Genomic DNA, 12,833 nt, shown 5'->3' with positions numbered 1-12,833 from the left:
GATGTGCAGGAAAAAGAGATGATTATCGATGGGGTTCGCCAGGTCTACCACGTGGCGGGTCAGGGGCCCGTCTGCGTCGCCCACCCCGGCGGCCCCGGGCTGGACTGGAGCTATCTGCGCTCGCCCGGGCTCGAGGAACACTTCACCATGGTCTACCCCGCGCCGGTGGGCACCGGAGGCTCCGGGCCGGTCGCCGACTATCACCTGGCCACCTACGTGCGGTTCCTCGCCGGGCTGATCGACGGGCTGGGCGAGGACCAGGTGCACCTGCTCGGCCACTCGCACGGCGGCTTCGTCACGCAGCAGTACGCGCTGGCGCACCAGGAGCGGGTCGCCGGGCTGACCCTCTATTCGACGTCGCCGTACGCGGGACCGGACTTCTGGGCCGACGGCATGCGCCGGCTCGCCGCCTATCCGGCCCGGCACCCGGACGTGCCCGAGGCCGCCGAGGTGCCCGCCGCCTTCCAGCGGGCGCTCGCCGCGCGGGACGACGAGACCATCACCCGGGAGTTCGCCACGGCCCTGCCCGTCTACTTCGCGGACTTCTGGAGCCGCCGCGATGCCTACGAACCGTTCCGGGCCGCGGTCCGGATGGCGACCGCGCCCGCCACGGCGCCGGACCCGGTGGTCTTCGACGTCCGGGAGCGGCTGGGCGAGCTCAAGGTGCCCACCGTGGTGATCGCGGGCCGCCACGACTTCCTGTGCGCCCCCGGCTGGACGGCGTTGCTCGCCGACGGAATCCCGGGCGCCGAGGTGCGGTGGCTCGAGGGCAGCGGTCACTTCGGTCACGTGGAGCAGCCCGAGGAGTTCACCGAGGCGGTGCTTACACTGCGCTGATGATCGACTTGGCGCCCGTACGGCCGGCGGTGTTGCGTCCTGGTGATTTGGTGACCCTGGTCGCCCCGTCGGGGGCCATGCAGCCCGAGCGGGCCGCCGCGGCCGAGCGGGTGCTCACGTCGTGGGGCCTGCGGGTGCGGCTCGGTGCCCACGCCCTGAGCCGCTGGACCTTCCTGGCCGGCACCGACGAGCAGCGGCTGGCGGACCTCAACGACGCCTTCCGCGACCCGGAGGTCCGCGGCATCCTGTGCCTGCGCGGCGGTTACGGGGCGCAACGCATCGTCGACGACCTCGACTTCGCCGCCGTCCGCGCCGACCCGAAACTGGTGCTGGGCTTCTCCGACATCACGGCGCTGCACGTCGCGCTCTGGTGCGAGGCCCGGCTGGTCACGGTGCACGGCGCCACGGTCGGCCTGCTCGACCGCGGCGCCGGCACCGCCACCGCGCACAGCCTCCGGTCGGCGCTGATGACCTCCGCGCCCACGGTGCTCGTGGCCGATCCGACCGAAGACACTTTCCCCGTACGCTCGGCCGGCCGCGCCGAAGGCGTCCTGCTCGGCGGCAACCTGGCCGTGCTCGCGGCCACCGCGGGCTCGAAGCACAAGCCGGACCTGACCGGGGCGATCCTCGTGCTCGAGGACGTGAACGAGGTCCCCTACAAGCTCGACCGCCTCCTCGTCCAGCTGCACCGGGCCGGCTGGCTGGACGGGCTCGCCGGCGTCGCCCTGGGCCAGTTCACCGGCTGCGGGCCGGCCGAGGCGGTGCAGCAGGTCTTCGCCGAGCGGCTGCTCCCCCTCGGCGTACCCGTCCTCGGCGGTCTGGCCGTCGGGCACGGCATGGAGCAGCAGTCCTTCGCGCTGGGCCTGCCGGCCGTGCTCGACGCCGACGAGGGCACGCTGACCGTGCCGCCGGTCAACACCTGAGGGTCAGCTCGAAGTCACTGGATATCTTTCCGCTCAACCGTTGCGCCGACACGATCCTCCCGTCGGCTATCAATCGCTCCACCTCGGACCGCTTGAACCCGCAGCCTTCGGCGATCAACCGCACCGGGCGTACGGGAATGGGCGCCGCGAAGTGAACCGCAATGGTCTCGCCCGGGCCCGCAGCGACCAGGCGCCACGCCCCCGTCCAGTCCAAGGCGACGCGGTTGCGCCGGTGCACAGCCGGATCCCGCAGCACCTCGGCCACCAGCCCGGAATCGTTGGCATGGAACCGATCCAGCCGGTCCGGCGGGATCGACCGCACGGTGGCCCGTTCCAGCACGGAAAGCTTGGCCGTCGTCCCGCACCCGGTGCACAGCACCAGAAGCCAGACGTCGAGCAATTTATGATGGGCATTGATCCGGAACTTGCCGCCGGCCCGGAAACTCGCGGCGCCGCAGTCATGGCACCGGCGAAGGACGAGCGGCAGGCAGGTGGGCACGACGGCCCAATTCCTGAGCACGATGAATACACCCGATATTCGTGAGAAAACCGCAGCACGAAGAAGGCGGCGCCTCTTCGGATCTCGGAGAACTCACAGGGTGTACACGGGACCGTCCTCGTTGCCTGCCGACAGATTCGGTTCGGACCTTAACCCCGTCGGGGCGCGGCGCTCCACCTGTTTTTCCGGCCCTTGATGGGCTGCTTTATTCAGCTTCACTCAGCTTTTTCAGCGGCCGAGAGCCTGTCGAGGAGGGCGGGAACGGCGTTCAGGAGCTCCCGCTCGGCCGGGCTCAGGCGGGTCGCGATGGCGTGGGCCAGCCACTCGCGCCGGGCTCGGCGGTCGGCGTCCAGCGCGGCGACGCCGGCGGCGGTCAGGGTGATCAGGTAGGCGCGGCCGTCGCCGGGGTCGGGCTCCCGGCGCACCAGGCCGAGGGCTTCGAGGTCGCCGACCGTACGGCTCATGCTCTGGTGTTTGACGCCGCGCCGGGCCGCCAGGGCCGCGATCGTCAGCGGGCCGTCGCGGTGCAGGACGCCCAGCGGCTCGGCGCGGGCCGGCGGGAGGGTGTCGGCCTGGGCGCGCGTCGTGCGGACGAACCGGCCGACCGCCAGCCGGAGTTGCTCCGCGATGTCGTCGGTCATGCGGCAACTCTACAGCCTCGCTGTATAGTTGCCTTACCTATACAGCGATATGCCGAGGGACAGCCATGCACCTGACCAAGTACGCCCACGCCTGCGTCACCTTCACCGGCAGCGAGGGCACGCTGCTCATCGACCCGGGCACCTTCACCCCGAACGCCGCCGAGCTGATCGCCGGCGCGGCCGCCGTGCTGGTGACACACGAGCACTTCGACCACTTCGACGACGCCGCGCTCACGGTGGCGCTCGACAAGCGGCCGGAGCTGCGGGTCTACGGGCCGGCCGGGATTCAGGCCAAGCTCGGCGAGCGCGGCGGGCAAGTGGTGACCGTGCGCGGCGGCGACCAGCTGACAGTGGCCGGGCTCGACGTCACGGTGCACGGCGAACGGCACGCCCTGATCCACCCGGACATCCCGCTCGTCGACAACGTCGGCTACCTGGTCGGCGGCAAGGTCTTCCACCCCGGCGACTCGTACCGCGCACCCGAGGCCCCGGTCGAGACGCTGCTGCTGCCCACCAGCGGGCCGTGGACGAAGTTCGGCGAGGCGGCCGATTTCGTCCGGGCGGTGCGGCCGGCGCGCGTGATCCAGGTGCATGAGCTGATGCTGAGCGAGCTGGGGCAGAACTCCGCGCGGATGCTGCTCGGGGAGAAGGGGCTGACCGGCCTGCCGCTGGAGATCCTGCCGGCGGGCGAGTCCACGGCGGTGTGATCCGCCGTTGCCCCCCTTGGCCGCGCGCTGGCCTCCCTGGCTGCGCGCTGGCCCCCTTGGCCTTTACGGCTGCCGGGTGTCGAGGAGTCCGTGCAGCCGGGCCAGGACCTCGTCCTGGATCTCGGGCAGCGTGCGGGTCTCACCCTCGGCGATCCAGGCCGTGAACGCGGTGCGGAAGACGGTGACCCCGGTCTCGGCCGCGAGGGCCGCGGCGATCGGGTCGACGCCGCGGTCCCTCAGCGCGCGGGTGAGCGTCGCCGCCAGCGAGGACATCTTCAGCAGCTCCCGCTCGAGGAAGCCGGGATGCGTCCGCAGGATGGCGTTGCGCGTGCGGGACCAGGCGCGGCGCTCCTCCGGGAAGAACTCGCTCCCGCCGGCCAGCGCGGCCGTGACCAAGGAGATCGGGTCGCCGTCCGCTTCCTTGTCGAGGGCATGTTCCTTGTCGAGGGCGCGCAGGAAACCTTGCTCGAACTCGTCGTGGCCCGGGAAGAGCACCTCACGCTTGTCGGCGAAGTAGCGGAAGAACGTGCGCTCGGTCAGCCCGGCCGCCGCTGCGATCTGGGCGACGGTCACGCCCTCGAAGCCGTGCTCGACGAAGAGGCTCATCGCAGCTTGCTGGAGGCGCTCACGCGCGCCGGACTGCCATCGAGCCATGCGCGGATTCTATTACCCCTCCCCCACGATGCCAGTGACTGACATCACCGGCCCGGGAGTGATGACAGCGGCTGACGTCGAGCGTACGGTCATTTCAGTCACTGACATCAGAGTTGTGGAGGACATCATGCGGGTATTCGTCACGGGCGCCAGCGGGTGGATCGGCTCGCACACGGTCGACGAGCTCATCGCCGCCGGGCACGAGGTGGTCGGTCTCGCGCGTACCGACGCGGCGGAGGCCGCCCTCAAGGCCAGGCACGCGCTCGTCCTGCGCGGCGACCTGGACGACCTCGACGCCCTGCGCCGGGGCGCCGCGGAGGCCGAGGCCGTCGTGCACCTGGCCAACAAGCACGACTGGACCAACCAGGCCGAGACCAACCGCGCCGAACGCACCGCGGTCGAGACGCTCGCGGACACGCTCGTCGGCACCGACCGCCCGTTCGTGGTCGCCGCCGGGATCGCCGGTCTCGTCCAGGGCCGCCCGGTCACCGAGAACGACCCCAACCCCCACGTCGGCCCCGACGCCCCGCGCGGCGGCACCGAGAACCTGGCCTTCGACTACACGAGCCGGGGCGTCCGCAGCATCGCCGCCCGCTTCGCCCCGACCACCCACGGCACGAGGGACCACGGCTTCATCGCCCTGATCGTCGCCGCCGCCCGCCGCGCCGGCCACGCCTCCTACGTGGGCGACGGCACCAACGCCTGGTCCGCGGCCCACGTCACCGACGCGGCCCGCCTGGTCCGGCTCGGCATCGAACAGGCCCCGGCCGGCACCCGCCTCCACGCCATCGCCGAGGAAGCCGTCCCCACCCGCGCCATCGCCGAAGCCATCGGCGAAGTCCTCGACCTCCCCGCCGTCTCGGTCACCCCGCAGCAGGCCATCGACGAACTCGGCGCCTTCGTCGGCGGCTTCTGGGCCGCGGACGGCCGGGCCTCCAGCACCATCACCCGCGAAGCCTTCGCCTGGACCCCCACCGGCCCCACCCTCCTCGACGACATCCGAGCAGGCGCCTACACCACCGCCTGACCCTTCACACCGGCGTGACCCGCTCGACTCCCCGCGAGCGGGCGCACCGCGGGCACATCGCGGGCGCACCCGGACACGTCGCGTGCGCACCCGGACACGTCGGGGGCGCATCGCGGGCGCACCTGGATCCGTCGCGGCGGCTCGCGGGCGCATCCCGGGCGAAGATCCCAAGGTCGCGCACCTCGGCGCGTAAGTGCCCTCTCCCACCCGACCGTGCCAGCCCCGCACGACGCCGCCCGGCCGAGCGCTCCCCTACGACGTGCGTCATATCCAGCCCTGCTCCCAGGCGGTGCGCGCGGCGGCGTGCCGGGTCGGTGCCTGCAGCTTGGCCATCGCCCCCGACAAGTAGTTGCGCACAGTGCCGGGCGCAAGATGCACCGCTCGGGCGATCTCGCTGACCGGGGCGCCATGGCGAGTCGCTCGCAGCACCTCCAGCTCGCGAGCCGTCAGCGGGCACGGCCGCTCGTTCAGCGCGGCCGCGGCGATGTCCGGATCCACGTACCGCCGGCCGCCGTGCACCTCGCGGATGATGGCCGCCAGCCGCACCGCCGGCGTCGTCTTGGGCACGAAACCCCGCACGCCGGCGGCAAGAGCACGCCGCAGAATCGCGGGCCGCGCATGCCGGGTGACCAACACCACCGGCACTCCCAGCCGCGCCCGAATCTCCGCAGCCGCCGCCAACCCGTCGCCGGGCGGCATCTCCAGATCCAGCACGGCCAGGTCCGGTCGCACGGCCGGCGCGAGAGCGGCGGCTTCGGTGCCGCTGGACGCCTCGGCCACGACGCTCAGGTCCGGCTCCAACGACAACAGGGCAGCGAGCGCACCCCGAACCAGAACCTCGTCATCGCCGAGCAGCAACCGGATCGTCATGGCGGCCTCACCGGTCCTCGACGCCCGGGCTGGGCGACACCGTCAATCGCGAGAGTCGCGGAGACGGTGAAATCGTCATCCCCGCGCCGCCACGTCAACTCCCCGCCCGCAGCCGCGAACCGCCCGGCCAGCGCAGCAAGCCCGCCGCCCGAGTCAGAACCGGCAAGCGGCGCATCGTTGACGATCGTGAGGCCGGCGCCGGTGAGAACGATCTCCGCTCGGGTGGCGGCACTGTGGCGCAACACATTGGTGGTCGCCTCCCGAACAAGCAGAGCGAGGAGCCGCTCGTGGTCCGGGCGTACCCGAACGGGGTCAGGGGTAGGGCACTGCACCCCGGCCGCGGCCAGAATGCGCACCGCATTGGCGATCTCGGCGGTCAGCGACACGGGCCGGTAACCCTGCACGACCTCGCGCGTGTCACGCAGCGCCTCGCGGGCAAGCGTCTCGACCTGGCGCATCTCGGCGGCGGCCCGCGCGGGATCGGCGGCGGCCAACCGCGCGGCCAGCTCACTCTTGAGCACGATGACCTGAAGGGTATGTCCCTGGATGTCGTGCAGCTCGGCCGCGAAGCGATCCCGCTCGGCGCTCACCGCACCGCGCCGGGCCCGATCGCTGTGCTCGGCCACTTCTTGCACCCAGAGCTGGGCCAGCATCGCCGCGAGACACAGGACGAACACGACCGCGGCCGTCAGACCCGTCCACCAATTCTCCGTCGCCACTGCCGTCACCGCGCCGGCCGTGCAGGCCCCGAGCAGCGCGACCGGCACCTTACGTCCCCGGGTGACGGCGAGGTCGGCGGCGGCGATCAGCGCCAGAGGTGTCACCCAGGGCCACAGCTGGCCCCCACCCGCCTGACCCGCCGCGGAAGCTGTCAGCGCGGCGCCGGCCCCGGCCGCGGCCAAGACCCCCGGAGCCATGGACAGCCGGGGCGCCAGGTCCATGAGGAACAAGGCGGCGGCGAGAACGGCACAGATGACAGCAGCGCCGGCGGCGACCACGCCGAGCGGGCCGGACGGCAGGTCGAGCAGGCACAACGCGACGACCAGCGCGGCGTGCAGCACCAGCAGAACCGCCGTCAGCAGCTGCAGGGCACGCAGCGCCGGGGCGGTCGTCAGGGTGGGTGCGGCGGTGGTCATGGGCCCATCATGCCCGCGGGGTGCGGCTGGGGACGAGCCCGCGCGGGGTACTGATGACAAATGTCAGCACGGCTCATGATTCTTGGCACTGGGCCCGCCCGGATACGCCCGGGAAGCTATTCGCATGAACGAAATCGCCATCGCGGCACACGGATTGAGCTGCCGCTACGGAAGTTACGAAGCAGTCCGTGACGTCGACCTGACCGTGCACGCAGGCGAGCTGGTGTGCCTGGTGGGCGCGAACGGCTCCGGCAAGTCGACCCTGCTCAGCGTCCTGAGAGGACTACGTCGGCCGGACGCGGGGACTGTCCGCTTGCTCGGGCTCGACCCGGCCCGGCACCGCACCCGCCTCGCCCCGCATGTCAGCTTTGTGGCCCAAGACTCACGATTCACCGGCGCGCTCACCGCCGCGGAGACCTTCCACCTATGGGTAGGCCTTCAGGGGCGCGCGCCCACCGAAGAAGATCCGCCACGAACGCGAGTCCGCCAGTCGCCCGGTGACGAGTCGTCGCGAACACGGTTTCGGCAGCCCTCCGACGGCGAGTCGTCCCGGAGGCGAGGCCGGCGGCTCCTCGGCGGTGAGTCATCGCGGAGGCGAGGCCGGCGGCTCCTCGGCGGCGAGTCATCGCGGAGGCGAGGCCGGCGGCTCCTCGGCGGCGAGTCATCGCGGACGCAAGTTCGGCAGCTCTCCGGCGGGGAGCGCCGCCGCCTCGACCTGGCCGTGGCCCTCGCCGGTCACCCGCGGGTGCTGCTGCTCGACGAGCCCACAGCCGGACTCGACCCGGAGGCCCGGGACGAGTTCGCCGCCACCTTGCGCGAACGCCGCGCAGCCGGGGCCGCGATCCTGCTCACAACCCATCTGGCCAACGAGGCCGCCGCCCTGGCCGACCACGTCCTCACGCTGCCATGACCGGCCGCCCCGCCCTCACCCGTGCCGGCGCCCTCGTGTCCGGCCTCATCCGCGTCGTCGATGTCGCCTCGGCCCGGTCTCTCGCCTCTGACCTGGGCCACGCTTTGGTTCTTGCGCGTGCCGAGTCACTGGCGTTGCTGCGTAGCCCGCTCGCCGTGGTCAACGCTGTCTTGTCCCCGGTGGCCCTCGGCGCCGGCTGGCTGTTGCTGTCCGAGCGGACCGGCCGCGGCACCGACGGCGACGCGGCGGGGATGCTGCTGATCTTCGTGCTGTCGTTCGTGACGTACGCCGGCGCGACCACGGCCCTGGCCGCCCGCCGAGCCGATCTCGTCCTGATCCGGCTCCGCGCCACCGCCCTGCCCACGGCCGGCATCGTCCTCGGCTTGGTGGCGCCGTTCCTGCTCGTGTCAGTCGTCCAGCTCGGACTGCTCGCCGCCGTCGCCCCGGCGGCGGGGACCTCGGCGCCGCAACGCTGGTGGCCGTTGGTCTTCGCCTTCGCCTTCGGCACGCTGGTGGCAGTGGCGCTGGCCTTCGCGACGGCGGCCTTCACGTCCGCGCCCGAGCTGGCCCAGCTCACCACCACGCCGGGCGTACTTGCGTTCGCCGGCGGCGCGTTCGCCCTGCTCAACCTGCCCGACGCGGGGTGGCCGTTGCTCATTGTCCCAGGCGCCGCGCTCACCGAGCTCACCCGTGCCGCTTGGACCGGCGATGCCCCGGTGTGGCCTGCCGTCCTGACCCTCGTTGTGACCGCGGCCGCCACGCTGCTCCTCACGGCCCGGGTCTTCCGCTGGGAGCCACGCCGATGACGGGGCGGGCGGAGCAAGCGGTGATTCGCGCCGCCGGCTGCTGCTTCCGGGATCACGTTGGCCGGGTGCGAATGGCGCGGGTCTGGCACCGTGTGGACATGGCCGATGTTGCGGCTCTGCTGGCCGCCTATGACGAGCACATGCGGATGCCGACCGGGGCTGTGCCGGCGGGGGTGACGTATGAGTACGACGGGCCGCTCCTGCGCATCGTGGGCGGGCATGTGGGACGCATTCGGGCACCGCGCGACGTCGGGGTTGACGGTGCGGAGCTCGACCAGCTGATCGTGCGGCAGCGGGACTACTTCGGGGAGCGTGGGCAGGGCGTCGAGTGGAAGCTGCGGGCGCACGATCTGCCCACGGATCTTGCCGAGCGGCTCGTTGCGGCCGGCTTCGTGCCGGAGGAGCCGTCGACGGTGCTGCTCGGGGTGGCAGCAGAGGTGGCGCGGGCGGCACGGCACGACACCGGACACGCGGATCGATCTGATGGGCCGTCCTTGAGCAGGGCCAAGACCTCGTTACGCAGGGAGGACAAAGAGGACGAGCGGGCTGGGCATGACGGCCCGATCGGGCATCCGGACGAGCCGGTTCTGTCTGGCTGGGTTGTGGTGCGGCGGGCCAGCGCGGCTGAGGACTTGCGGCGCTTCGCTGATCTGCAGAGCGAGGTGTTCGGGGTTGATTGTTCGTGGGTGGCGGACGACCTTGCTTCCCGGGTGGCGGCCGATCCGGAGCAGATCACCATTCTGGTTGCCGAGGTGGGCGAGCGGGTCGTCTGTGGAGCCTTCGCGTTGTACGCCCCGGGCACCGACTTCGTGGCGCTGCTCGGTGGTGCGACGGTGCCGGAGTGGCGGGGACGGGGAATCTATCGTGCTTTGATCGCTGCCCGGGCGGAGGAGGCGGTTGCGAAGGGCTTCCGGTTGCTGCACGTGGACGCTTCGCCGGCCAGCGCGCCGATTCTGCGGCGGTGTGGGTTCCATGCGATTACTACCGCGAGGCACTACCAGTGGACGCCGCCGGATCGAGCCTTGGCCGGCGAGCAGAGTTGAGACCGGTGCGGCCGCCGACGACGAGCAGGCCCGCGCGGCACAGGCAGCAGATCACCCGCAACGCGCGACACGCCCAACCAGCCGACGACGACGAATAAGCCCACGCCGCGCAGGCATTGGGCCTCCCGCAACGCACGGGGTGCCCGAGACCGCAGTGCGGTTAGGCCCCGGGCGTCAATGAGGTTCGCCGCGCGGCTGATGCTGGAGCGCGTAGTGCGGTTGGGGCCTGGCTCGGGTGAGGTCCGCCGCCCGACTGGTGCCCGAGCCCGCAGTGCAGTTGGGCGATGGCGTGGATGAGGTCCGAGCCGGAAGCGGCTGCCGAGAGACGAGAGCGGCGGGCATTGAAGGACGGGAAGGGGAACGACAGAGTCATGGATGAGGCGGCGGAGTGGCTGCGGCAGGCGCGGCGGGTGGTTGTATTTACGGGGGCGGGGGTTTCGGCGGAGAGTGGCATCCCGACGTTCCGCGAGGCGCAGACCGGGCTCTGGGCACGTTACGACGCGCAGCAGTTGGCTACGCCTGAGGCGTTCGCGGCGGATCCGGATTTGGTGTGGGGCTGGTACGAGTGGCGGCGGGCGGCCGTGGTGCGAGCCAGCCCGAATGCCGCTCATGTGGCCGTGGCTGACATTGAACGGCATAAGGCCGGCACCACGGTGGTCACGCAGAATGTTGACGATCTGCACGAGCGGGCCGGGTCGCGGGAGCCGGTGCACCTGCACGGGAGCCTGTTCGCCCCGCGTTGTGCCGGCTGCCACGCGGCCTTTGCCCCGCCCGGGGAGCTTCCGACGGAGGCAGCGCCGCGGTGCGAGCTGTGCGCGTCACCCGTACGGCCGGGGGTGGTCTGGTTCGGTGAGGCCCTGCCCGCCGAGGCGCTGGAACGGGCGGTCCAGGTCGCGTACGAGTGCGATGTGCTTCTCACCATCGGCACCTCCGGCCTCGTGTATCCGGCGGCCGAGATTCCGCTCGTCGCCAAGCGCAGTGGCGGCAAGGTGATTCAGATCAACCCGGCCGCCACGCCGCTGGATGAGGAGTCGGATGTGAACCTGCGCGGGAAGGCCGCCGAGGTTCTGCCCGCCCTGGTCGAGCGGGCCTTCAGCTAGCGCGAACCCGAAGGAACAAGCACAAACCAAAGGAGGAAGCGCAAGCCGAAGGCGCAAGCACAAGCCAAAGGAGCAAGCGCGAGCCAAAGGCGCAAGCGCGAGCCGAAGGAGCAAGCACAATCCGAAGGAGCACGCGAGCCCGAAGGAACAAGCGAGGACGAGGCCGGACGCCAGCAGAAGGAGACGGCGAATGCGAGGGAGAATGAGAAGGAGCACGGGAAGAGCGAAGCGAGCTGACGCGATCCGACCTAATGGTTGGAGTCGTACGCCTTGACGGGTTTGGTAACGGTCCGCCCTCCGCGCAGAGTGATCGTGACGTCGGGGTTGGGCGAACCGTTGTAGCCCGTGTCCTCGATCAGCCGCCCGGCGACCGTGGCCGGCTTCATCCGGGGCCACCAGGCCGTGAACCGTCCGTCCTTCACCGTCGCCCGTACGTTCATGCCCTGCGAGTGGAAGACCACGCCGGCCACGTCCGCGCCCGCCCGCCCGCCGACCATGAACATCGTGGCCGACGCGATCCCGCCGGACGTTTCGTGGACGCCCACCGTCGTGAGGGCGTCGGCTGCCGGGGCGGGCAGGGCCGGGCCGGACATCGCCTCGCCCTCGCCGTCGGGATACTCCGACGATTTCACCGTCGACTTCAGGCACTGGGTCTCGCTGGTGGCGGACTCCAGATACGTCATGACCCAGGTGCCGCGCGCCTCGACCACCTGGTAGTCGCCGGCCGGGGTGTGCGTCCAGCCGGCGCAGTCCCGCACCCACGCGGCCGTCTCCTGCGCCGACAGCGAGCGCGGCGAGGCGTCCCACGTGGCGAGCGCGGCCCGGTCGGTGCCCAGGATCGGGGCGGAGACGACCACCGCGGCCGCGGCGACGACTCCGGCCAGCGCGAAGCGGACAGCGCGCCGGCGCGGCCGGGCCGGGCGGGCTGACATCGAGGTGACCCGGGCCAGCGTGGCCGCGGCGCGGGGTGAGGACGCGAGGTCGTCCGGGATCGGGTGGGCGGGGTCGTGGGCTCGGAGCAGGTCGTCGAGGTTCATCACGCGTGTCCTCCGGATCCGGGGGCCGATGATCGGCGGGCCGACGATTGGCGCGCCGACAATTGGCGCGCCGACAATTGGCGCGCCGACAATTGGCGGGCCGATGCTGTCGCTGAACGGGACGGGGCAAGGTGGCTTTCGAGGAGGCGCCGGGCGCGGCTGAGCCGGATGCGGAAGGCGACAGCCGAGATGCCGAGCACCCGGGCGGCCTGGGCGCTGGTCAGGCCCTCCCAGACCGTGAGGCTCAGCGCCTCCTGCTGCGCGGGATTCAGCCGGCGCCACGCGTTGACCAGGTCGACCGTGGTGGCGACGAAGCCTTCCGGCCCGGCGGCGTGCTCCGAGATCCCGACGGCCGGCGCCGGACCGCGGGCGTCCGCCCGGTGCTGGGCCAGGAGCAGCCGGCGGGTGATGCCGAAGAGCCAGGCCCGCGCCTCCTCCGGGTCGCCGGGCAGGTCGTCCCGCCGCCGCCAGGCCACGACGAAGGCCTCGGCCACGATGTCCTCGGCCGAGTCCCGGTCGGCCGCGGGCCGCCGTCTGACCACAAAACGCACGAGGTCGGCGTACGTGCGGGCGTACACCTCTTCGAAGCGGATCTCTCTCACACCTCACCCATGTCGCCGAGGACCGGAAGTGTTTCAGCGCA

General features: G+C 71.8%; 15 protein-coding genes. 8 read left to right on the top strand and 7 right to left on the bottom strand.

Going from position 1 to position 12,833, the window contains the following annotated elements; all coding sequences use genetic code 11:
* Positions 1–18 precede the first annotated feature (18 nt).
* Positions 19–837 carry an alpha/beta fold hydrolase gene (locus RAN62_RS30325; RefSeq protein WP_305788232.1) on the top strand — a complete coding sequence of 273 codons (819 nt, stop codon included), beginning with the start codon at positions 19–21 and terminating at the stop codon, positions 835–837.
* Entirely contained in the window at positions 837–1,760 is a 924-nt protein-coding gene (locus RAN62_RS30320; protein WP_305788231.1) for a S66 peptidase family protein, read from the top strand. Before RAN62_RS30325 ends, RAN62_RS30320 begins: the two co-directional genes overlap by 1 nt.
* Here the strand turns inward: RAN62_RS30320 and RAN62_RS30315 are convergent.
* Together RAN62_RS30315 and RAN62_RS30310 are read right to left on the bottom strand one after the other, a co-directional pair.
* Positions 1,750–2,259 carry a DUF1062 domain-containing protein gene (locus tag RAN62_RS30315; RefSeq protein WP_305788230.1) on the bottom strand — a complete coding sequence of 170 codons (510 nt, stop codon included), beginning with the start codon at positions 2,257–2,259 and terminating at the stop codon, positions 1,750–1,752. The two genes, RAN62_RS30320 and RAN62_RS30315, sit on opposite strands and share 11 nt — an antisense overlap.
* Before the next feature lie 215 nt (positions 2,260–2,474).
* Complete coding sequence (locus RAN62_RS30310) at positions 2,475–2,900, bottom strand: MarR family winged helix-turn-helix transcriptional regulator (RefSeq protein ID WP_305788229.1); 426 nt, start codon at positions 2,898–2,900, stop codon at positions 2,475–2,477.
* A gap of 65 nt (positions 2,901–2,965) precedes the next feature.
* Between RAN62_RS30310 and RAN62_RS30305 the strand changes: the two genes are divergently transcribed.
* Positions 2,966–3,607 carry an MBL fold metallo-hydrolase gene (locus tag RAN62_RS30305; RefSeq protein WP_305788228.1) on the top strand — a complete coding sequence of 214 codons (642 nt, stop codon included), beginning with the start codon at positions 2,966–2,968 and terminating at the stop codon, positions 3,605–3,607.
* A gap of 63 nt (positions 3,608–3,670) precedes the next feature.
* Here the strand turns inward: RAN62_RS30305 and RAN62_RS30300 are convergent, their stop codons facing one another.
* Positions 3,671–4,261 (bottom strand): TetR family transcriptional regulator, encoded by a 591-nt coding sequence (locus RAN62_RS30300; RefSeq protein WP_305788227.1) that lies wholly within the window; start codon positions 4,259–4,261, stop codon positions 3,671–3,673.
* 127 nt (positions 4,262–4,388) lie between these two features.
* On the opposite strand from RAN62_RS30300, the gene RAN62_RS30295 reads away from it, so the two are divergent.
* Positions 4,389–5,288, top strand: coding sequence for an SDR family oxidoreductase (locus RAN62_RS30295; RefSeq protein ID WP_305788226.1), 900 nt, complete (start codon positions 4,389–4,391; stop codon positions 5,286–5,288).
* Between the two features lie 264 nt (positions 5,289–5,552).
* Here RAN62_RS30295 and RAN62_RS30290 read toward each other — a convergent pair whose 3' ends face one another.
* Together RAN62_RS30290 and RAN62_RS30285 are read right to left on the bottom strand one after the other, a co-directional pair.
* Positions 5,553–6,146 carry a response regulator transcription factor gene (locus tag RAN62_RS30290; protein ID WP_438874571.1) on the bottom strand — a complete coding sequence of 198 codons (594 nt, stop codon included), beginning with the start codon at positions 6,144–6,146 and terminating at the stop codon, positions 5,553–5,555.
* Positions 6,147–6,154: 8 nt separating this feature from the next.
* Positions 6,155–7,294, bottom strand: a complete 1,140-nt coding sequence (locus RAN62_RS30285) for a sensor histidine kinase (RefSeq protein ID WP_305788224.1) — start codon at positions 7,292–7,294, stop codon at positions 6,155–6,157.
* A gap of 124 nt (positions 7,295–7,418) precedes the next feature.
* On the opposite strand from RAN62_RS30285, the gene RAN62_RS30280 reads away from it, so the two are divergent.
* The 4 genes from RAN62_RS30280 to RAN62_RS30265 all read left to right on the top strand — a co-directional run bounded on the left by RAN62_RS30280 (position 7,419) and on the right by RAN62_RS30265 (position 11,153).
* Complete coding sequence (locus tag RAN62_RS30280; RefSeq protein WP_305788223.1) at positions 7,419–8,204, top strand: ABC transporter ATP-binding protein; 786 nt, start codon at positions 7,419–7,421, stop codon at positions 8,202–8,204.
* A gap of 155 nt (positions 8,205–8,359) precedes the next feature.
* Complete coding sequence (locus RAN62_RS30275) at positions 8,360–9,010, top strand: ABC transporter permease (RefSeq protein ID WP_305788222.1); 651 nt, start codon at positions 8,360–8,362, stop codon at positions 9,008–9,010.
* Positions 9,011–9,108: 98 nt separating this feature from the next.
* Positions 9,109–10,053: a GNAT family N-acetyltransferase gene (locus tag RAN62_RS30270; RefSeq protein WP_305788221.1), complete on the top strand. Its 945-nt coding sequence runs from the start codon at positions 9,109–9,111 to the stop codon at positions 10,051–10,053.
* Positions 10,054–10,424: 371 nt separating this feature from the next.
* Positions 10,425–11,153, top strand: coding sequence for an SIR2 family NAD-dependent protein deacylase (locus tag RAN62_RS30265; RefSeq protein WP_305788220.1), 729 nt, complete (start codon positions 10,425–10,427; stop codon positions 11,151–11,153).
* A 248-nt stretch (positions 11,154–11,401) separates the two neighbouring features.
* On the opposite strand, the gene RAN62_RS30260 is transcribed toward RAN62_RS30265, so the two are convergent.
* Both RAN62_RS30260 and RAN62_RS30255 read right to left on the bottom strand, forming a co-directional pair.
* Entirely contained in the window at positions 11,402–12,190 is a 789-nt protein-coding gene (locus tag RAN62_RS30260; RefSeq protein WP_305788219.1) for a hypothetical protein, read from the bottom strand.
* Complete coding sequence (locus RAN62_RS30255) at positions 12,190–12,792, bottom strand: RNA polymerase sigma factor (RefSeq protein WP_305788218.1); 603 nt, start codon at positions 12,790–12,792, stop codon at positions 12,190–12,192. The genes RAN62_RS30260 and RAN62_RS30255 overlap by 1 nt, the downstream gene beginning before the upstream one ends.
* Positions 12,793–12,833 lie beyond the last annotated feature (41 nt).

This window comes from Symbioplanes lichenis, from assembly GCF_030709675.1.
Lineage (GTDB): Bacteria > Actinomycetota > Actinomycetes > Mycobacteriales > Micromonosporaceae > Actinoplanes > Actinoplanes lichenis.
The sequence above is the reverse complement of the archived record's forward strand: the minus strand, read 5'-3'. Positions and strand labels throughout refer to the sequence as shown.